21 protein-coding genes are annotated in these 19695 nt (G+C 68.1%); 4 read left to right on the top strand and 17 right to left on the bottom strand.

The genetic code is table 11. The features are described from left to right. Nucleotides 1-12: 12 nt before the first annotated feature. Nucleotides 13-867, top strand: coding sequence for an RDD family protein (locus ACFX43_RS05090; RefSeq protein WP_378817811.1), 855 nt, complete (start codon nucleotides 13-15; stop codon nucleotides 865-867). On the opposite strand, the gene ACFX43_RS05085 is transcribed toward ACFX43_RS05090, so the two are convergent. The 9 genes from ACFX43_RS05085 to ACFX43_RS05045 form a co-directional block, all read right to left on the bottom strand. Next, nucleotides 864-1481, bottom strand: a complete 618-nt coding sequence (locus tag ACFX43_RS05085; protein ID WP_378817808.1) for a hypothetical protein — start codon at nucleotides 1479-1481, stop codon at nucleotides 864-866. The two genes, ACFX43_RS05090 and ACFX43_RS05085, sit on opposite strands and share 4 nt — an antisense overlap. A 57-nt stretch (nucleotides 1482-1538) precedes the next feature. Next, nucleotides 1539-2267, bottom strand: coding sequence for a tRNA (guanosine(46)-N7)-methyltransferase TrmB (gene trmB / locus ACFX43_RS05080; protein WP_378817806.1), 729 nt, complete (start codon nucleotides 2265-2267; stop codon nucleotides 1539-1541). Between the two features lie 171 nt (nucleotides 2268-2438). Then, nucleotides 2439-3632, bottom strand: coding sequence for an elongation factor Tu (gene tuf / locus ACFX43_RS05075; RefSeq protein WP_141806232.1), 1194 nt, complete (start codon nucleotides 3630-3632; stop codon nucleotides 2439-2441). Nucleotides 3633-3716: 84 nt separating this feature from the next. After that, nucleotides 3717-5831 (bottom strand): elongation factor G, encoded by a 2115-nt coding sequence (gene fusA / locus ACFX43_RS05070; protein WP_378817803.1) that lies wholly within the window; start codon nucleotides 5829-5831, stop codon nucleotides 3717-3719. Nucleotides 5832-5914: 83 nt separating this feature from the next. Then, the gene (gene rpsG / locus ACFX43_RS05065) at nucleotides 5915-6385 is read right to left on the bottom strand and encodes a 30S ribosomal protein S7 (RefSeq protein ID WP_292648923.1); all 471 of its coding nucleotides are present in this window, start codon (nucleotides 6383-6385) and stop codon (nucleotides 5915-5917) included. Between the two features lies 1 nt (nucleotide 6386). Beyond that, nucleotides 6387-6758 carry a 30S ribosomal protein S12 gene (gene rpsL / locus ACFX43_RS05060; protein WP_091052356.1) on the bottom strand — a complete coding sequence of 124 codons (372 nt, stop codon included), beginning with the start codon at nucleotides 6756-6758 and terminating at the stop codon, nucleotides 6387-6389. A gap of 265 nt (nucleotides 6759-7023) precedes the next feature. Beyond that, on the bottom strand, nucleotides 7024-8274 hold the full coding sequence (locus ACFX43_RS05055; RefSeq protein WP_378817800.1) for an MFS transporter: 1251 nt from the start codon (nucleotides 8272-8274) through the stop codon (nucleotides 7024-7026). Further along, nucleotides 8271-8732 (bottom strand): MarR family transcriptional regulator, encoded by a 462-nt coding sequence (locus ACFX43_RS05050; protein WP_355224319.1) that lies wholly within the window; start codon nucleotides 8730-8732, stop codon nucleotides 8271-8273. Before ACFX43_RS05050 ends, ACFX43_RS05055 begins: the two co-directional genes overlap by 4 nt. Nucleotides 8733-8809: 77 nt before the next feature. After that, nucleotides 8810-8959 (bottom strand): DUF1059 domain-containing protein, encoded by a 150-nt coding sequence (locus ACFX43_RS05045; RefSeq protein ID WP_091052351.1) that lies wholly within the window; start codon nucleotides 8957-8959, stop codon nucleotides 8810-8812. Between the two features lie 90 nt (nucleotides 8960-9049). Here ACFX43_RS05045 and ACFX43_RS05040 point away from each other — a divergent pair, with 90 nt between their 5' ends. Next, nucleotides 9050-9436, top strand: coding sequence for a DUF2530 domain-containing protein (locus ACFX43_RS05040; protein WP_378817797.1), 387 nt, complete (start codon nucleotides 9050-9052; stop codon nucleotides 9434-9436). A gap of 10 nt (nucleotides 9437-9446) precedes the next feature. On the opposite strand, the gene ACFX43_RS05035 is transcribed toward ACFX43_RS05040, so the two are convergent. The 5 genes from ACFX43_RS05035 to ACFX43_RS05015 form a co-directional block, all read right to left on the bottom strand. Then, a complete protein-coding gene (locus ACFX43_RS05035; RefSeq protein ID WP_378817882.1) occupies nucleotides 9447-10256 on the bottom strand; it encodes a DUF3027 domain-containing protein in 810 nt (269 codons plus the stop codon). 176 nt (nucleotides 10257-10432) lie between these two features. Continuing rightward, a complete protein-coding gene (locus tag ACFX43_RS05030) occupies nucleotides 10433-10984 on the bottom strand; it encodes an ATP/GTP-binding protein (RefSeq protein WP_084101379.1) in 552 nt (183 codons plus the stop codon). Nucleotides 10985-11024: 40 nt separating this feature from the next. Continuing rightward, entirely contained in the window at nucleotides 11025-11375 is a 351-nt protein-coding gene (locus tag ACFX43_RS05025; protein WP_008360948.1) for a DUF742 domain-containing protein, read from the bottom strand. Nucleotides 11376-11403: 28 nt separating this feature from the next. Then, a complete protein-coding gene (locus ACFX43_RS05020) occupies nucleotides 11404-11799 on the bottom strand; it encodes a roadblock/LC7 domain-containing protein (RefSeq protein WP_008360946.1) in 396 nt (131 codons plus the stop codon). Continuing rightward, complete coding sequence (locus ACFX43_RS05015; RefSeq protein ID WP_378817794.1) at nucleotides 11796-15098, bottom strand: nitrate- and nitrite sensing domain-containing protein; 3303 nt, start codon at nucleotides 15096-15098, stop codon at nucleotides 11796-11798. The genes ACFX43_RS05020 and ACFX43_RS05015 overlap by 4 nt, the downstream gene beginning before the upstream one ends. 461 nt (nucleotides 15099-15559) lie before the next feature. On the opposite strand from ACFX43_RS05015, the gene ACFX43_RS05010 reads away from it, so the two are divergent. Next, on the top strand, nucleotides 15560-15958 hold the full coding sequence (locus ACFX43_RS05010) for a cold shock domain-containing protein (RefSeq protein ID WP_160026974.1): 399 nt from the start codon (nucleotides 15560-15562) through the stop codon (nucleotides 15956-15958). Here ACFX43_RS05010 and ACFX43_RS05005 read toward each other — a convergent pair. The 3 genes from ACFX43_RS05005 to ACFX43_RS04995 all read right to left on the bottom strand — a co-directional run bounded on the left by ACFX43_RS05005 (nucleotide 15955) and on the right by ACFX43_RS04995 (nucleotide 18759). Beyond that, entirely contained in the window at nucleotides 15955-16662 is a 708-nt protein-coding gene (locus ACFX43_RS05005) for a M50 family metallopeptidase (protein WP_378817791.1), read from the bottom strand. The two genes, ACFX43_RS05010 and ACFX43_RS05005, sit on opposite strands and share 4 nt — an antisense overlap. 162 nt (nucleotides 16663-16824) lie before the next feature. Next, a complete protein-coding gene (locus tag ACFX43_RS05000) occupies nucleotides 16825-17670 on the bottom strand; it encodes an ExsB family transcriptional regulator (RefSeq protein WP_378817788.1) in 846 nt (281 codons plus the stop codon). Between the two features lie 9 nt (nucleotides 17671-17679). Continuing rightward, nucleotides 17680-18759, bottom strand: a complete 1080-nt coding sequence (locus tag ACFX43_RS04995) for a nitrate- and nitrite sensing domain-containing protein (protein WP_378817786.1) — start codon at nucleotides 18757-18759, stop codon at nucleotides 17680-17682. 167 nt (nucleotides 18760-18926) lie between these two features. Here ACFX43_RS04995 and lepB point away from each other — a divergent pair, with 167 nt between their 5' ends. Continuing rightward, nucleotides 18927-19637 (top strand): signal peptidase I, encoded by a 711-nt coding sequence (gene lepB / locus ACFX43_RS04990; RefSeq protein WP_378817783.1) that lies wholly within the window; start codon nucleotides 18927-18929, stop codon nucleotides 19635-19637. Nucleotides 19638-19695 lie beyond the last annotated feature (58 nt).

Here is a 19695-nt window from a genome sequence, read left to right as displayed (position 1 = left end):
ACGCTGACCGCCATGACCTCCGCGCCGCAATCGCCCGAGCGACGCCCCCAGGAGCAACGCCCCCAAGAACGGGAACTGCTCACCGACGACGACCTGATCACCGGAGACGCGGTCGCCCTCGACCTGCCGGCCGCCGGGCTGGGGATGCGGCTGCTGTCGGGCCTCATCGACGTGCTCGTGGTGATGGCGCTGCTGATCGTGACGCTGTTCGTCTTCATGACCGCCGCTCCCGCGACCGACGAGGCCCTGGCCTGGGCCGCCTACATCGCGGCCACTGCCTCGGTCCTCGTGGTCTTCCCGACGACCATCGAGACGCTCACCCGCGGCCGCTCGCTCGGCAAGCTCGCGCTCGGTCTCCGTACGGTGCGCGACGACGGCGGGGCGATCAGCTTCCACCATGCGTTCGTACGTGCCCTGATCGGCGTCGTCGAGATCTACGCCACCAGCGGCGCCGCCGCGTTCCTCACCGCGATGATCCACCCCCGCGGCAAGCGGCTGGGCGACATCGCGGCCGGGACGTACGTCATCCGCGTGCGGGTGCCGCTGCGTCCCCCGGCACCGATCCAGATGCCCCCGGGGCTCGCCGCTTGGGCCTCCCGCGCGGACGTCGCCACCATCCCGGTCGGCCTGTCCCTGGCGGTGCGGCGGTTCCTCTCCGGCGAGGTCGGCACCTACACCGACCCGGTCCGCCGCCACGCTCTCGCCGAGCGCCTGGCGACCCACATGCAGGCGTACGTCGCCCCTGGCCCACCTCCGGGAACCCCGCCCGAGGCCTACCTGGCTGCCGTGCTCGCCACCCGCCGCGATCGAGACGCGGCGCGGCTCGCCCGCGACGAGGAGCTCCGGTCGCGGCTCACTGCACGCTAGGACGTCTTGAGACGCTTGGCGCTCAGCCCGACCGCCTTCAGCTCCAGCTCGGCCAGCCTCGCCACCACATCGGCGTCGCCGTCCCGCCAGGCCCCGACCGGGTCGTCGCTGATCTTGACCAGCTTGTGCAGCGGCTGGGTCGCCATCGCGCGCAGCGCCACCAGATCGGCGCCGGTGCCGGCCTCCAGGAACCGCTGGGTCGAGGTCGCGTTGCGGATGAACCGCCACCGCAGCGGCACGTAGATCATCAGCCACATCAGCACCGGGATGAGCACTACCGCGATCGCCAGCCCGATCGCGATGCTGGAGACGGCCTCGACCTGCGCCTCTCCCGCCGCACGGAGCTGGTCGGCAGCCTTCGCGGCGCCCTCGAACGGGACCGCGATGCCGTCCTTGACCAGCGGCAGGTCATCGACCTTGCCAGCCGCCTCGAGCAACTTCGCGGAGAGTGAGGTGCCGGCGTCGTCCATCTTCTCGCCGGGCACGGCGAGCGCCGAGACCATCTCGTGGACGAATCTGCCGAGAAGGACCCACCCGGCGATCCACGCCACCGTCAGCAGGTCGGCGAGCAGCTGGGCGGCGAGGCGTGGGGGCCGGTCGGCGTACAACTTCATGCCGCTGATCTTCGCGGTTCCGCGCCTACAGATCAGTCACGACACGGGTAGTTCGGGTCAACGCCGGTAGAGCAGGTCGGTGATGACCCGGTCCTTGGCCAGTCCCTTGCGCTCGAACTTGGTCACCGGGCGCTCGTCCCAACGCTCGACGACACCACCGCTCAGCAGCGGCTCGGCGTCGAGCACCTCGACCATCTGCTCGGCGTACTCGACCCAGTCGGTCGCCAGTCGCCAGGTCCCGCCGGGCGCGAGCCGCTCCGCGATCATCCGCGCGTTGGCAGGCGTCACCAGGCGCCGCTTGTGGTGGCGGGTCTTGTGCCACGGGTCGGGGAAGAACGTCCAGATCTCGCTGACCGAACCCGGCTCGACCAGATTCTCGAGCGTCCAGAGCGCGTCGACGCTGCAGAACCGTACGTTCGTCGCGCCCGCGGCGCCCACCCGGGCGAGGCTCTCCGCGACCCCGGGCCGCCACACCTCCAGCGCCAGGATGTTGGCCTCGGGACGGTTTGCCGCCAGCACCGCGGTCGCCTCTCCCACGCCGCCGCCGATGTCGACGATCAGCGGACCCTTGCGACCGAACCAGGTCTCCAACGAGAACCCGGGCTCGTCGACCGCCTCGTCCGGGATCACCCACTCCGCTGCGTACGCGTCCCATGCCCGCTGCTGCTTGGCGTCCAGGCGGCTGCCGCGTCGGGTGTAGGTGAGGACTTCACGGACGGTACGGCCGTCGTCCAGGAGCTTTTGGTGGGGTCTTGCGGGGCGTACTGGGTGGTTTGGCTCTGTCATCTCTTCTTGCCTTGGTCTCGTGGCGCGCCGACGCGGCGCAATCCGGTCCTCGCTTCGCTCCGGTCCGTTTGCGCCGAGTCAGCGCTTTCCTAAGCAGCAAGGAGCATCTGACCAACGCGAAGGACCCCCTTCGCCTTTCGGCTCCGGGGGCCCTCCACGTTGGTCAGACGATCACTTGATGATCTTCGTGACCCGACCCGCGCCGACGGTGCGACCGCCCTCACGGATAGCGAACTTCAGACCCTCGTCCATCGCGATGGGCTGGATGAGCTCGACCGACATCTCGGTGTTGTCACCCGGCATGACCATCTCGGTGCCCTCGGGGAGGGTCACAACGCCGGTCACGTCCGTGGTCCGGAAGTAGAACTGCGGACGGTAGTTGTTGAAGAACGGGGTGTGACGGCCACCCTCCTCCTTCGAGAGGATGTAGACAGAGCCCTCGAAGTTGGTGTGGGGGGTCGTGGTGCCCGGCTTGATGACAACCATGCCGCGCTCGACGTCCTCGCGCTTGGTGCCACGGAGCAGCAGCCCGACGTTCTCGCCGGCCTGGCCCTCGTCGAGCAGCTTGCGGAACATCTCGACGCCGGTGACGGTCGACTTCTGCGAGGTCTCGCGGATGCCGACGATCTCGACCTCCTCACCGACCTTGACGATGCCGCGCTCGATACGACCGGTGATGACGGTGCCACGACCGGTGATCGTGAAGACGTCCTCAACGGGCATCAGGAACGGCTTGTCGGTCTCACGAGCCGGGGTCGGGATGTAGTCGTCGACGGCCTGCATGAGCTCGGCAACCGAGTCCATCCACTTCTGCTCGCCCTGCAGGGCGGGGTAAGCGGCAACGCGCACGACCGGGAGGTCGTCACCCGGGAACTCGTACTCGCTGAGGAGCTCGCGCACCTCCATCTCGACGAGCTCGATGAGCTCCTCGTCGTCGACCATGTCGCACTTGTTGAGCGCGACGACGATCGACGGCACGCCGACCTGGCGGGCCAGGAGCACGTGCTCCTTGGTCTGCGGCATCGGGCCGTCGGTGGCGGCGACCACGAGGATCGCGCCGTCCATCTGCGCGGCACCCGTGATCATGTTCTTGATGTAGTCCGCGTGACCCGGGCAGTCGACGTGAGCGTAGTGACGCGACTCGGTCTGGTACTCGATGTGCGCGATCGAGATCGTGATCCCGCGCTGGCGCTCCTCGGGGGCCTTGTCGATGTCCTCGAACGCGAACTCCGGGTTCAGGTCCGGGTACTTCGCGTGCAGCACCTTCGAGATCGCCGCGGTAAGGGTCGTCTTACCGTGGTCGATGTGACCGATGGTGCCGATGTTGACGTGCGGCTTGTTCCGCTCGAACTTCGCCTTAGCCACTGTGGGCTCCTCCTGGTGTGATTTTCTTACTGACTCGTACTGAGTGGTGTTGCTGCCGAAGTCCCTGGACGGGCGACCCGAAGGTCACTCGCCACGGGCCTTCTTGATGATCTCGTCGGCGACGTTCGTGGGAACCTCGGCGTACGAGTCGAACTCCATCGAGTACGACGCCTGACCGCTGGTCTTGGACCGCAGGTCACCGACGTACCCGAACATCTCTGAGAGCGGGACGAGAGCCTGGACGACCATGTCGCCGTGGCGCTCCTCCTGCGAAGACACCTGGCCGCGGCGGGAGTTGATGTCGCCGATGACGGTGCCGAGGTAGGTATCGGGGGTCGTCACCTCTACCGCGAACATCGGCTCCAGCAGGACGGCCTTCGCCATCCGCGCGGCCTCCTTGAAGGCCTGGTTGCCGGCGATCTTGAAGGCGAGCTCGGAGGAGTCGACGTCGTGGTAGGCGCCGTCCTCGAGCGAGACCTTCACATCGACCATGGGGAAGCCGGCGAGGATGCCGAACTCCATGGCGTCCTGAGCACCCTGGTCGACCGAAGGGATGTATTCCTTCGGCACGCGACCACCGGTGACGTTGTTGACGAACTCGTAGCCCGCACCGAGGCCGGTCTCCTCGTCGATGTTGGGCTCGACGGAGATGACGACCTTCGCGAACTGACCCGAACCACCGGTCTGCTTCTTGTGGGTGTAGCTGTGGTTCTGGACCTTCTTGCGAAGCGTCTCGCGGTAGGCGACCTGCGGCTTGCCGACGGTGGCCTCGACCTTGAACTCGCGCTTCATCCGGTCGACGAAGACCTCCAGGTGGAGCTCGCCCATACCGGCGATGATCGTCTGGCCGGTCTGCTCGTCGGACTTGACCGTGAAGGTCGGGTCCTCCTCGGTGAGGCGCTGGATCGCGGTGCCGAGCTTCTGCTGGTCGCTCTTCGTCTTCGGCTCGATGGCGACCTCGATCACCGGGGCCGGGAAGCTCATGGACTCGAGCACCACCGGGTGGGTCGGGTCGCACAGGGTGTGACCCGTCTTCGAGTCCTTCAGACCCATGACCGCGACGATCTGGCCGGCGCCCACCGAGTTGATCTCCTCACGCTTGTTCGCGTGCATCTGGTAGATCTTGCCGATGCGCTCCTTGCGGCCGTTGATCGGGTTGACCACGGTCGCACCCGCCTCGACCTTGCCGGAGTAGACGCGCAGGTAGAACAGCTTGCCCAGGTGCGGGTCGGAGGCGATCTTGAAGACCAGGCCGGAGAACGGCTCGTCGTCGGAAGGCTTCCGGGAGACCTCGATCTCCTCGTCCTTGACGTCGTGGCCGATGATCGACTCGACGTCGAGCGGCGAGGGCAGGTAGTCGACGACCGCGTCGAGCAGGGGCTGGACGCCCTTGTTCTTGAACGCGGTGCCGGTGAGGATCGGGTTGAGCTTGTCGGCCAGGGTCGCGCGACGGATGGCGGCCTTCAGGGTGGGCACGTCGAAGACGTCGCCCTCCTCGAGGTAGACCTCCATGATGTCGTCGTCGGCCTCGGCAAGGGTCTCGACCAGCTTCTCGCGGTACTCCGCAGCCTTGTCGGCGAGGTCGGCCGGGATCTCCTCGATCACGTAGTCCTCGCCCATCGCGGTCTCGCCGCGCCAGACCTTGGCGTGCATCTCGACCAGGTCGACGACGCCGATGAAGTCGGACTCGGCGCCGATCGGCAGCTGCAGCACCAGCGGAGTGGCGTGCAGCTTGTCGACGATGGAGTCGACAACCATGTAGAAGTCGGCACCGGTGCGGTCGAGCTTGTTGACGAAGCACATCCGCGGGACGGCGTACTTGTTCGCCTGACGCCACACGGTCTGCGACTGCGGCTCGACACCGGCGACACCGTCGAAGACGGCGACGGCGCCGTCGAGGACGCGCAGCGAGCGCTCCACCTCGACGGTGAAGTCGACGTGCCCGGGGGTGTCGATGATGTTGATCTGGTGGTCCTTCCACCAGCAGGTCGTCGCGGCGGACGTGATCGTGATGCCGCGCTCCTGCTCCTGCTCCATCCAGTCCATCGTGGCAGCGCCGTCGTGGACCTCACCGATCTTGTAGGAGATACCGGTGTAGAACAGGATGCGCTCGGTGGTGGTGGTCTTACCGGCATCGATGTGCGCCATGATGCCGATGTTGCGGACCACATTGAGGTCCGTGGTGATGTCGACGGCCACTGTCTTCAGCGTTCCTTAAAGAGATTGTCTTCGGTCTGGATGGGCGGGGTGCCCACATTGTGCGGCAGGCACCCCGCCGTACGTCACCAGCGGTAGTGCGCGAAGGCCTTGTTGGACTCGGCCATCTTGTGGGTGTCCTCGCGCTTCTTCACAGCGGCACCGAGGCCGTTGCTCGCGTCGAGGATCTCGTTCATGAGGCGCTCGGCCATCGTCTTCTCACGACGGTCCTGGGCGTAACCGACGAGCCAGCGCAGCGCGAGCGTGGTGCCACGCGTGCCCTTGACCTCGATCGGAACCTGGTAGGTCGCGCCACCGACACGGCGGGACTTGACCTCGATGGCCGGCTTCACGTTGTCCATGGCGCGCTTGAGCGTGACCACGGGGTCGGTGCCGGTCTTCTCGCGGCAGCCCTCGAGCGCGGTGTAGACGATGCGCTGCGCGACCTGCTTCTTGCCGTCCTGGAGGACCTTGCTGACGAGCTGGGTTACGAGCTGCGAGCCGTAGACGGGGTCGACGACGAGCGCGCGCTTGGGAGCGGGACCCTTACGAGGCATGTCACTTCTCCTTCTTCGCGCCGTAGCGCGAACGGGCCTGCTTGCGGTTCTTGACACCCTGGGTGTCGAGCGTGCCGCGGATGATCTTGTAACGCACACCGGGGAGGTCCTTCACACGACCGCCACGGACGAGCACGATGGAGTGCTCCTGAAGGTTGTGACCCACACCCGGGATGTAAGCGGTGACCTCGACGCCGGAGGAGAGGCGCACACGGGCGACCTTCCGGAGGGCGGAGTTCGGCTTCTTCGGGGTGGTGGTGTAGACGCGCGTGCAGACGCCACGGCGCTGCGGCGATCCCTTGAGGGCAGGCGTCTTCGACTTCGTCGCCTTGTCCTCGCGGCCCTTGCGGACCAGCTGGTTGATTGTGGGCACCTCGGTGGTTCCCCTTCTTTTCTGCTCTCACTACGCGGCGCTCTGCCGCGAAGGATCCAATGTTGTGCATCCAGGTGGTGCGATACCAACTGGTCCCGCCTCGCCCCCGAGGTCGGGCGTGTCGCCCTTACCTCAACGCACACGTTGGCGGATCTTTCGAACCGAATCCCCGTACTGAGGGCGCCGAACCCGGGTCCGAGACCTATCTCTCGAGCTTGTTCCGGGCACGCGCGACGGCCTGGTTGTCCCAGACACGCTTCAGAGGCTACCCGGCGGCTTGAGAGGGGGTCAAAACGGCCCGGATACCACCTCTGAGTGCGGCGAGGACCAGCACCCCCGCAAGCGTACCCAACAGCACCAGAGCGCCACTCGCGTACAGGGTCGTGCGGGCGCCGAAGTGCTCGCCGACGAAGCCGATGAGCGGGGCACCCAGAGGGGTGCCACCCATCAGGACCGTCATGTAGATCGCCATCACCCGGCCGCGGAACTCCGGGGCCGCCTCGGTCTGCATCGTGGCGTTGCAGGCATTGAGGGTCGTGATCGTGAAGAAGCCGAGCACGGGCGAGATCAGGGCGAAGAGGGCGTACGTCGGCATCAGCCCGGACACCATGACGGTGAGGCCGAACCCGGTCGCCGCCAGCACGATCAGCTTGAGCGGGATCCGGGTGCGGCGGGCACCGAGCAGGGCGCCGGAGAGCGAGCCGATGGCCAGGACGGTGCCGAGCAGGCCGTACTCGCTGGCGCCCTTGCCGAACTCCTCGGTCGCCATCAGCGCCGAGGTGATCGGGAAGTTCGCCCCGAAGGTGCCGACGAAGAAGATGATCACCAGGACCATCAACATCTTGGGCTGCGTACGGATGTAGCCGATGCCCTCGCGCAGCATCCCGCTCCGCCTGGCGACAGGGTCGGGCGAGTGCAGCTCGGCGGTGTTCATCCGCTGCAGCTGGCCGATCACTGCGAGGTAGGAGACGGCGTTGATGAGGATCACCCAGCCGGTCGCCTCGGGGCCGCTTCCCAGCGAGCCGATGAGGAGCCCGGCCAGGGCCGGTCCGATCAGGCGGGCGAGGTTGAACGACGCCGAGTTGAGGCCGACGGCGTTGGTGAGGTCGTCGGGGTGGACCATCTCCGAGACGAACGACTGCCGGCCCGGACCGTCGAAGGCGGCGCCGGTGCCGAAGAGGAACGCGATCACGTAGACCATCCACACCTCGGCGTGGCCGCTCACCGCCAGCACACCGAGGAGCAGCGACATCAGGGCCATCCAACCCTGGGCGGCCTGCAGCAGGCGGCGCTTCGGGAATCGGTCGGCGATGACCCCGGCATAGGGGCTGAGCAGGAGGATGGGCAGGAACTGCAGACCGGTGGTGATACCGAGTGCCGCTCCCCCGCCACCGAGGCTCAGGACCAACCAGTCCTGGGCGATGCGTTGCATCCAGGTGCCGACGTTGGAGACGACACTGCCGGCTAGGTAGAGGCGGTAGTTGTGGCTGCGCAGGGAACGGAACGTGGGACTCAACTGGTGGCTATTCTCTCCATGATCGAAGCGGCTGTGCGGAGGGCGGCGAGCTCGTCCGCATCGAGGTCGACGAGCTGCTGGGCGAGCCAGGCGTCCCGGCTGAGCCGGTCCTTGCGTACGGTCCGGCGGCCCTTGTCGGTGATCGAGACCAGCACCTGGCGGCGGTCGGTCTCACCCTGGCGACGGACGACGTAGCCGCCCTCCTCGAGGAAGTTGACCATCCTGGTCATGCTCGGCGGCTGGACGCGCTCGCGCCCGGCGAGGGCGCCGAGGGTCATCTCGTCGTTGGCGTACAACGCCCCGAGCACCGCCATCGACCCCAGGGAGAGGTCGTTGTCGGGGTGGCGCTCGTTGGCCAGGCGGCGGCGCATCCGCATGACGGAGGTGCGCAGCACCGAGGCGACCTCGGGGATGTCGGAGGCCGCGTCGGGCGCGGAGGCTGGCTGTGCGGTAGGCATGTCGGCAAGCATAACTGCTTACCGGCGCTAACTATTCCGGCAAGAGACGGCGCCCTGGTGAGGGCGCCGTCACAGAGTCAGGACATCGCAGCGAGCATCAGGATGTCGTCGCGGCTGTAGGTGCGGCCGGGGTGAGCCTCCGCGAGGTGCTCCTGCACCTTCTCGACCAGCTCGTCGTCGGTCTCCGTGCGGAAGTTGGTGCCACAGGGGCAGCGGAGCGAAGCCATCAGGGACCTCCCAGGTCGTCGGGGCGATGCCGAGAGATGCTCGACAGCCCCAGACTATCGCCCACCCAAGTGCCACTAAGGTTGGGAGGTATGAGCGACCAGTACCGCGACGACGACTATTCCGGCACCTACCCGGAGCAGCAGTACGACGGGTACAACGGCGACTACTACACCGAGGACGGCGGTTACCCCCAGGACTACGGCTACGACGAGCCACCTGTCGAGGAGCCGGTCCAGGCCGCCCCTGAGCCGAAGATCGAGCTCGTCGACCAGGACGGCATCCGCGCCTTCGAGCTCGCCACCCTCGGCTGGCTGGTCGGGTTCGTCGCCCTGCTCCCCTTCTGGGGCCTGCTCAACGACCGCGGCTGGACCTGGTGGATCTGGACCTGCCTGGCCGCCTTCGGCATCGGCGCCATCGGCATCGAGCTGACCCGGCGCCGCAAGGCCCGTCGGCTGCGCGCCGAGGGCCTCGCCTAGAACCGCTCGGCTAGAAGGCCTCGGCGTCGTCGCTGATCGTGTCGAAGACCGGGTCCGGCAGCGGCTGCGGCTCGTGCTTCTTCGCCAGCCGCACCTCCGAGTGCGCACCGCACCCGTGGTTGAGGCTGACCACCTTGCCGTCATCGTTGGCGTCGCCGTTGGCGCAGACGCCGAAGCTCGTGGCCAGGTGGCCGGTCAGCCGGACCAGGAAGCCACAGCTGTGGCACTGGTCGGGGGCGGCCTGCGCGAGCGGCGCCTCGGGGCCGCCGTCACCGGCGTACCACCGCTCGGCGGCGGCGTCGAAGCCGGAGATGGACAAGGTCCGGACACGGCCGAGGCCGAGATCCTTGGCGACCTCGCGCACCTGAGCCTTCTCGTCGGCGTCGAGCGGGTCGTCACCGAAGGCGTACGTCGGGACCAACCGCGCGTCGTCGTCCTCGACCGGGAGCAGATCACCGGGCGAGAGGTCGCCCGGCTTGATCCGTTCGCGGTAGGGCACCCAGGCCGGCGCGACGATCGCGGCGTCACCGGGGACGAGGACGACCTCGTTGATGGTCACCGGCGCATCGACACCGAATCCCGGGCCGTCGAGCGAGGGCACGGTGACGAGCGTGACCGACCAGTGCCACCCGACGTAGCCCTTGCGGGCACAGGCGAACAGGTGGGTCACTACGCCCGGGCCGGCACCCTTCTCGACCACATGGCCGAGATGTTCTCCGACGTCACCGGCTGGCACGTCGGACAGGAGCGCGGCGCGGGCCTCGTCGACGGCAGCGACGGCCGTCGCATCGGCGTACGGGGTCGTGATCACGGACCACATCTTCACCCACATGCGCCTCAGGTGCCACTTCGGGGTCACCTTGCGCCACCACAACCTGAACTTCCGCACAACGCGTGATCCTCCCAGACGTACGCCTCTACTGCACAGTCACGACAGCCCTTGAAACGGCCAACACCCGCCGGAGCGTGGCTGCGGCGGGTGTTGGTGACGCTCGGCTACTGAAGAGCGCGCGTGGAGACCATGGAGAGGACGTACTCGACGAGCGAGATCAGCGTCGCCTTGGTCGACTGGCGGTCGCGAGCGTCACAGGTGACGATCGGGATGTCCGGGCGCAGAGCCAGGGCCTCGCGGATCTGCTCCGGCTTGTAGGCCTGGTTGGCGCCGAAGACGTTGTGGGCCACGACGAACGGCACGTTGCGGGACTCGAAGTAGTCGATCGCGCCGAAGGAGTCGGCGAGGCGACGGGTGTCGATGAGCACCACGGCGCCGATGGCGCCCTGGGTCAGGTCGTCCCACATGAACCAGAACCGGTTCTGACCGGGGGTGCCGAACAGGTAGAGGATCAGGTCGGAGTCGAGGGAGACTCGGCCGAAGTCCATGGCGACCGTGGTCGTCTTCTTGTTGGGCACTGCGGAGAGGTCGTCGACGCCGGCGGTCGCCTGCGTCATCACGGCCTCGGTCGTCAGGGGGACGATCTCCGAGACGGAGCCCACGAAGGTCGTCTTACCAACGCCGAACCCGCCGGCGATGACGATCTTCGCAGACATCGTCGCCTGCTTGGAGTCGGTGGTCACTGCATTACTCCTGTCAAAGCTTCCTCAGGCCGGACAGCACGCGCTCGAGGAGAGCGGTGTCCGGGGCGTCCGGGACCTTGCTGGCGTGCACCTGCACCACGCCGCGCTCCGCAAGGTCACCGATCAGGACTCGGGCGACACCCAGGGGCACCCGGATGAGCGCCGCGACCTCAGCGACGGAACGGCTCTCGCGGCAGAGCTCTGCGATCGTCCGCTCCTCGGGCGACCGGACGTAGCCGTCGATCACGTAACGGTCAGTGATCACCAGTGCTTCCATCGGGAAGACGCGCTTGGGTTGCGTGCGGCCACGAGTCAGGGCATAAGGCCTGACCAGCGGCGGCGGTTCGGATGCGTGGTTGCTCACGATCTCGGTCCTAGGGTCGGGGCACTGATCAGGCGCCGGTTCTGGTATCGGGGGTGAGGGCGGTGGCAACACGCGAGATCAACAGCTGCATCTGGTAGCCAACCTGTCCCAGATCGCAGTCGGGGGCGGCGAGGGCAGCAAGGCTGGAGCCCTCACCAACCGCCATGAGGACCAGATAGCCACCGTCCATCTCGATGACCATCTGCTGGACATTACCCGCCGCGAAGCACCGAGCTGCTCCTTGGGTAAGACTGGTGAGACCGGAGGCGATCGCCGAGAGCTGGTCGGCCCGGTCCGGGGGGAAGTCGACGGAGCTGGCCATCGGCATGCCATCAGCCGACACCAAGATCGCGTGAGCGATGTCAGGGGTGCGCTGGGTCAGGCTGTCGACAAGCCAGTCCAGTCCTGCGGGGGCCGTTGTCACTGCTGCTCCTCACCTTCGGGGTTGCTTTCCGCATCAGCGGGATTGTTGCGGGCGCGGCTGACGCCCTTCTGGAAGCTGGACATGCCACGGGTGCGGCGCGCGTCCATGTTACGCGGACCTGATGACGGTGGTGTGACCGAAGGCGCCGCACCTGGGATCAGGTTCTGACCCGGGACACGGACGGGGAGGCCACCCTGGGTGATCGTCGCCGGCTCCTGCTCCTGCAGTTGCTCCAGCTCCTGCGCCCGGCGCCAGCCCTCGTCGCCCGGCGAGGACCAGCTCATCGGCGTGGTCGGCTCGTCGTCCTGCGCGACCGGCTCGTCGACCGGCTCGCCCGCGGGGGCGGCTGCCGGAGGGGCCACGTCGCGCTTTGGTCCCGGACCGGCCTTGGCGGCCGGGGCGATCGGGTCGCTGAGCGGGTCGCCCTTGGACTCCATCGCTCGGCGCGCGCCGAGCGGGCGGCGACGGGTGAACCACTCGGACTGCAGGTCGTCGAAGATCGAGCTGCCCTCGTCGTCGAGGATCGGAACCTCGGTGGTCGAGTCGAGCGGGTTCGGCGAGTTGGTCGGCTCCGGAGCCATCGGGCCCGGGGCGATCGCGTCACCGGCCGGACCGAACGGGTCGTCGTCGGGACCGAAGCCCGGCGGCGGCGTACGCGGCGTGGTGCGCTCGTTGGGGCGCTCGAAGGTGCGGAACGCGCCGGTGTCGGTGCCGAACGGGCTGCCGCCCTGGCCGCCCGGGTCGCGACGCGGCAGCTCGCCGGTCTCGGTGCTCGGGTCGAAGCGACCGTCGGGGAAGCGCGCGGCCAGGTCCTCGGCCTTGCGAACAGGCAGCATGTTGGACAGGAAGTTCTGCTGCTGGCCACTGGGGCTCTGCTGCGGGGCCGACGGCTGGTTGGCGCCGAACGGGTCGCCGCCGAACGGGTCTCCGCCGTACTGCGGCTGGCCACCGCTGAACTGCTGCGGCTGCGCCGGGAAGCTGCCCGTGCGCGCGCCCGGACCCTCGAAGCCCGGGTCGCCCGGCATCGGCGGGACACCACCGTATGCGGGCTGCTGGCCCGTCTGCGGTCCGCTCTGACCGAAGCCGTTGTGCTGGCCCGAGTGGCCGTTGGCACCCTGCTGCTGGAAGGCCGACGCACCGCCGTTGGAGAGGTTGGGGTGGTTGGACGCACCGGGCGTACGGCTCGGCAGGGCCGGGGGCGCCGCGGCGGAGGCCGCGGGCGCCTCGGGCGCCGGAAGAGCACCGACCGGCACGTCGTAGGGGTTGCCACCTGCGTACGGCTGGGCGTCGTAGGCGGGCATCCCGTACTGCATCTCGTACGGAAGCTCGCCGGTGCCCGGGTAGGCGCCGGCCTGCTGGCCGTAGCCGCCCTGCTGGAAGGCGTAGGCGTCGAAGCCCTGCTGCTGGCCCGACGGGGCCTCCGCGTGAGCGCCGACGATCGTGGTGACCGGCATCTCGACGCGCGCGACCACGCCGCGGGGGCGGTTGGGAACGAGCTCGATGTAGAGACCGTGACGCGCCGCCAGGCGCGCAACCACGACCAGACCCATCATCCGGGCGACGTCGGCGTCGAGGCCGGTCGCACGGCGCAGCTTCATGTTGGCCGCGTCGAGCTCCTCCGGCGTCATGCCGATACCGAGGTCCTCGATCTCGACCAGCAGCGGCGCGGCAGGGCCGGCGCGGAAGGTGCGGATCGTGACCGCGGTGTCGGGCGGGGAGAAGTTGGTGGCGTTCTCGATCAGCTCCGCGAGCAGGTGCACGAGGTCACCCGCGATCGCACCCTCGAACTCGGCGTTCTCGTCGGAGTCGATGTCGACCCGGGCGAACTGCTCGATCTCGGAGGCCGCGGCACGGAGCACGTCGAGGACCGGAACCGGGCCACGAGCCGCGTGGCCGATCTCGCCACCGGCGAGGACCAGGAGGGACTCGTCGTTGCGGCGCATTCGGGTGGCGAGGTGGTCCAGGCGGAACAGGTTCGCGAGGTCGTCGGGGTCCTGCTCGTTGGCCTCGAGCTGGTCGATGAGCTGGAGCTGACGCTCGACGAGGCTCTGCGAACGGCGGGAGAGGTTCATGAACATCTTGTCGACGTTCGTACGCAGCTCGGCCTGCTCGCCCGCCAGCCGGATCGCCTCGACGTGGACCGCGTCGAACGCGTCCGCGACGTCACCGATCTCGTCTCGACGCGCGATGTCCAGAGGCTCCACATGTGTATCCACCGGGCCTTCGGCCTGGTTCATGTAGGCGACTCGCTCAGGCAGGTCGTGGTTGGCCAGGTTGTAGGCCAGGCGACGCAGCTGGCTCAGCGGCGACAGGATCGAGCGGGCCGCGACCAGACCGACGGCGAGGGCGAAGATCAGAACACCGAGAACGAGGAGACCGATGACGATGGCGTCGCGGGTCGCGTCGCTCTTGATCTGCTCGACGTCGTCGCTGATCTCCTGCGCGGTCTGGACGATCATCTTCTGCAGACCACGGATGAACTCCGTGCTGGCCTGGGTGTACTGGTCCGGGGTCATCTTGACCCGGTCCGTGCTGCCGCTGGAGATCACCTGGTTGACGACCCGGTGAGCGGGTGCGCCGACCGAACCCTGGTCGGTGGTGTCGTTGGTCAGCTCGTCGAGCTGCTGGCGGATCTCGTCGGACGTCTTCGCGTAGTAGTCGGCCGTGGACAGACGCCACTTGGCCTCGGCGCGGGCAAGCTCTGCGAACTCCTCGTCGGTGAGGACGTCGGGGTTCACCTCACCCTTGCTCTCGGCGACCGCCTTCTGGCTCAGCGCCTTCATCATGATCATGCGCTCGACGCCCATGGCCTCCGAGGCGGGACGTACGTTGCTGATCGCGGAGATCTTGGAGAAGACCTCGTCGTTCTCCAGGGTCGGCATCTGCGCCGAGATCCCGAAGAGGTTGTTCATCACGGTCGTGTAGGCCAGCTGGGCCTCGACCGCGGTGTCCTTCTCCTGGATCTGCGCACGCAGGTCGTCGATGCCGTTCAGCGCTTGCTGGATCTCGACGATGCTGTTCTCGAGGTCCTTGTCGTCGCCGGCGTCGATCTCCTTCGCCTTGGCGCTCCAGGCCTCGATCGACTCGTCGGTCTTCTGCTGCAGCGGCCGCATGACGACCTCGGGAACACCCGCGAGCGCACCGTCACGCTCGAACAGGATGTTGATCGCGAGCTGGTAGGTGTCAGGCAGTGCCTGGGCGACAGTCTCGGCCTGGCGTGCTTCCGCCTGGGCTGAGAGGGCGCGCGAAATGCTCAACCCGCCGAACACCATCGCCGCGATGGTCGGGATGAGCAGCACGAAGATGAGGCGCGCTCGAATTCCCTGCCAGGGCTTACGTTCCGGACGGTGGGTTGTGCTTGCGTATGGCTCGGCCATTACTCCCTCTCGTGGCCATGTCACATCATTCCCGAGAGGCATGCACCGTCTGTGATGCACACCCCAGTCCCCCGCCGCGAAGTCTGCTGGCACCCGGGCGTACCTGTCTGCAGTCTTTGGCGACGCAAACTTACGTCATAAGTGGTCTCGATTACCAATGGTGTACGAAATCATTTGCAAATCTATGGAGGGGTAGGCGGAGTATAGGCCCCACCCGCACGAGGGACGACATGGCGAGCCATCCGTGGATGCCGTCGATGCCAGAGAGGGGAATACCTCACGCGTCCCTGGGCGCTGAGGACTAGGCTCTCCCGCGTCGGCCGTCACAGTCGCCGGGCGACGTACGTTTGAAGCGCTGATGCGCGAGGAAGGGGCAAGCTGCCGTGCCTACTGGCAAGGTCAAGTGGTTCGACGCCACCAAGGGCTTCGGGTTTCTGTCGCAGGACGACGGTCCGGACGTGTACGTCCACGCCGACGCGCTCCCCGAGGGCGCTGCCAAGACCTTGAAGGCCGGCACCCGGGTGGAGTTCGGCATCGCCCAGGGGCGCCGCGGTGAGCAGGCGCTCTCGGTGACCATTCTGGAGCGCTCCCCGTCCGTCGCCGGGCGCCAGCGTGCCGCCAAGCGCCGCAAGCCCGAGGAGATGGAGCTGATCGTCGAGAACGTGATCAAGCTCCTCGACGACATCCGCGACGGCTACGCCCAGGGCCGCCCGCCCACCCGCGAGCTGGCCAAGAAGGTCTCCCCCGCGCTGCGCCAGATCGCCGACGAGTTCGAGCTCTAGATCCAGCTCAGGTCGGGGATCAGGGTCTGCACGCCGACCACGAGGCCGGCGAGGTTCACGGCCAGCAGGACGAGGATCCAGAGCACCGACGGGATGCCGGTCAGGCCGGCGAGCTGGTCGGGGTCGGAGCCGCGGCGACCTCGCTCGCCACGGCCGAGGAGCTCCAGGAGCGGCCTCGGTGAGGCGAGCAGGAGCAGCCACGTCACCAGCGTGGCGGCGATGGTCTGGATGCGGCCGTCGGCGTACCAGCTGATCGCGCCCAGGGCTGCACCGAGCACCAGCAGGACGACGAGGCCGTAGCCGTTGCGCACCCACAGCAGCAGCACGAGCATCGCCGCCACCAGGAGCCACAGCAGCCCCAGGGCGTGACCCGCGGCGAGCATGGTCGCGCTGAGCAGGCCGAGGAGTGCCGGGGCGAGATAGCCGGCGGCGAGCATCGCCACCATCCCCGGCCCGGACGGCTTGCCGCGCGAGAGGGTCACGCCCGAGGTGTCGGAGTGGAGCTTGATCCCGGCCAGACGCCTTCCCACCAGGACCGCGACCACGGCGTGACCGGCCTCGTGGACGACGGTGACGCCGAGGCGTACGGTGCGCCAGCTTCCACGCCACACGACCAGCACCAGGGCGACGAACCCGGCGCCGATCAGCCAAGGCGCTTCGGGGACGGTCTGGGTCGCGGTGATCGTGTCCCAGAACTCCCTCACGCCGCCACCTCCGTAGCGCAAGCGCCAGAATACGAAGGCGACGGCGTGTTGCGCCCGTGGTTCGCTCGCTGACGCTCGCTCACGCCGCCACCTCCGTAGCGCAAGCGCCAGAATACGAAGGCGACAGCGTGTTGCGCCCGTGATTCGCTCGCTGACGCTCGCTCATTTGGCTGCCTTCTGGTTCATCGATCCGGAGCGGAAGCCCCGTGGGTCGATCTCCGCGGCGGGGAATCCTGCGTCGGTCACGGTCTTGAGCACCTCGTCGGCATGATGGGGGTCGAGAGGCAGGAGGGTAGCGGACAGCTCCACGGTGGCCTTCTCCCCATGGTCACGCACGCGCAGGTCCACCCTGGCGGCGTCGTGGCCGCGGGCCGCCAGGACGCTGCGTACGCCCTGCTCTGCTCTCTCTACGCGCGCGAGGCGCCTCGGGGTGACCTCGAGGCCATAGGCGATCCGGCTGGAGAGGCAGGCCGCGGCCGGCTTGTCCCAGGTCGGCAGGTCCCAGCGGCGCGAGGCCTCGCGGATCTGCGCCTTGGTCAGCCCGGCGTCCTTGAGCGGCGTGATCGCACCACGCTCGGCGGCCGCACGGATGCCGGGCCGGAGGCCGTTGAGGCCTTCGATCGCGTCGTCGGCGTTGGTGCCGGTGGCCACGTGGGCCAGGCCCAGCTCACGGGCCAGCGGCACGAGGGTGTCGAGCAGCTCCGCCTTGCAGAAGAAGCATCGGTCGGTGCCATTGGCCCGGTAGCCCTCCCGCTCCATCTCGTGGGTCTGCGGGGTGATCAGGCGTACGCCGAGACCCTTCGCGAACTCGGCGGCCGGATCCCTCTCGGCGATCGGAAGACTGTGCGAATAGCCGGTCGCGGCGGCGACGTCGTCGCTGCCCAGAGCTCTGGCCGCGGCCGCCAGGAGGAAGGCGCTGTCGGCGCCGCCGGAGAAGGCGACCAGCACGCTTCCCCGAGTCTTGAGATCCGCTTCGAGAGCGTTGAGCCGTTGGTCGAGGTCGGACACGCTCCGACCCTATCCACGTGCTCCACGCGTGTTCGTGGATCGGCGCCGGGAGACCAGGACCACCAGCAGGACCACGAGCACGATCATGATGACGACGAGGACGCTCACGACCGCGAACGTGAGAACGATCGCGACGAGCGTGGTGCGTGTGGCATCGTCGCGGTCGGCCCGCGACGCCTCGGCGATCTCCTGGGCGGAGGCGATGAGCACCTCCTGCAGGCCACGCATGAAATCGTTGCTGGACGCGACGTACGAATCCAGGGTCAGTGCGGTGCCTCCACCGGCGATGACCTCATTGACGGCCCGGTGGGCTGGCACGCCGGTGGCACCCTCCGCGGCCGTGCCGTCGGTCAGCTCGTCGAGAGCCCTACGCTGGTCCGCCGACGACCCCTCGTAGAAGGCGGCGAGCGAGCGCCGCAGTTCGGCCTCCGCCTCGGTGAGCGCCGCGATCTCGTCGTCGCCGATCTCCTTCTTGCCGGGCGACGGTGACCTGGCGAGCCCGGCCATCATGATCGCGCGCTCCTGGCCCAGTGCCTCCCATGCCTCGGGCATGTGGCCGATCGCCTCGATCGACGAGGCGGCCTGGCCATCGCCCGTCTTCGGCAGATCGTCCGCGATGCTGAACAGGTCGTTGGTCAGGGTTGTGTATCCCTCCGTCCCCTTGGCGCGATCGTCCAGCATCTGCGTACGCAGCTCATCGATGCCATCGACGCCTTCGGCGATCCGGGTGAGCGTCGCGTCGAGCTCATCGTCGCCGCCCTCGATCTCCTGCGCCCGAGCTTGCCACGCCCGCACCGACTCGTCGGTGGACTGCTGCATCGGCCGGAGCACGACGGGAGGTACGCCGGCCGTCATCGCATCGCGTTCGAAGGACAGGTTGACCGCGAGGTTGAAGGTCTCCGGGAGGGCCTCGGCGAGCGTCACGGTCCGCGCACTGGGTCCCGCCTGGCTGGTCGCCCGCAAGACGCCCAGATAGCCGAGGACTCCTGCCACGATGGCGACGATCACGGCCAGGGCAAGGACGGTCCAGATCGCCCACGTGCCCGTCTTGGCACGCTCATGGGTCGGGGATTCCAGTGCGTTGGTCATGACGCCCTCTCGGGTCCGGATGAGTGAGGAACCCTAAGGCAGAGGCGGCGTCGCGCGCCCGCGAATTCTGGATAGCGTCCGGGCCTGACCTGTCGTCTGGATAGGGTCTCAGCATGGGGGCAGAGCGGGAGGCGTCGGTGGGGTCAGGCCGACGGCAGCGAGGAGTTGTGGGGTCGCTCGTCGAGATCCTGATCATCGCGGTGACGGCGATCCTGCTCGCCGTCGTCATCAAGACGTTCCTCGCCCAGGCGTTCTACATCCCCTCCGAGTCGATGGAGCCAGGTCTGGAGGTCAACGACCGCGTACTGGTGGAGAAGCCGTCCTACTGGATGGGCGGCACGCCCGAGCGCGGCGACGTCGTCGTCTTCACCGATCCCGGCGGCTGGCTCTCCGCCAATCAGATCGCACCTGCCCCGACCGGCTTCAGGGCCGTGCTCGCCAAGATCGGGCTCTACCCGACCGGCGACCACCTGGTGAAGCGGGTCATCGGGGTCGCGGGCGACACCGTGGAGTGCTGCGAGTCGGGCCGCGTCGTCGTCAACGGCACGCCCTTGGACGCGTCGTCCTTCATCGCTCCTGCCGACACCTGCGACGGCCCGATGGCGCAGGACAACGGGTCGTACGTCAAGGGCGGCTGCCGGGGGTGGAAGGCCGTCGTCCCCGAGGGCCGGATCTTCGTGATGGGCGACAACCGTGCCAACTCCGCCGACTCGTCCTTCCATCTGTGCAGCCCCGAACGCCAGGAGTCTGGCGACGAGGCCTGCTCGAACGCCTTCGTACCCGTCTCCGACGTCGTCGGCCGCGTCGCCGTCGTCTTCTGGCCCACCGACCGCTTCGGCGTCGAGCACCGCCCGGAGACCTTCGACGCCGTCGACTGACCTCGCCGAGGCGTCACGCGCGTCGGCCGAGACGTCAACTGTGTGACGTCTCGGCCGG

Origin of the sequence: Nocardioides sp. YIM B13467, assembly GCF_042788075.1 — a bacterium.
Classification (GTDB): Bacteria; Actinomycetota; Actinomycetes; order Propionibacteriales; family Nocardioidaceae; genus Nocardioides.
Note: the sequence above shows the minus strand (reverse complement) of the source record. Positions and strands in the feature narration are given on the sequence as shown.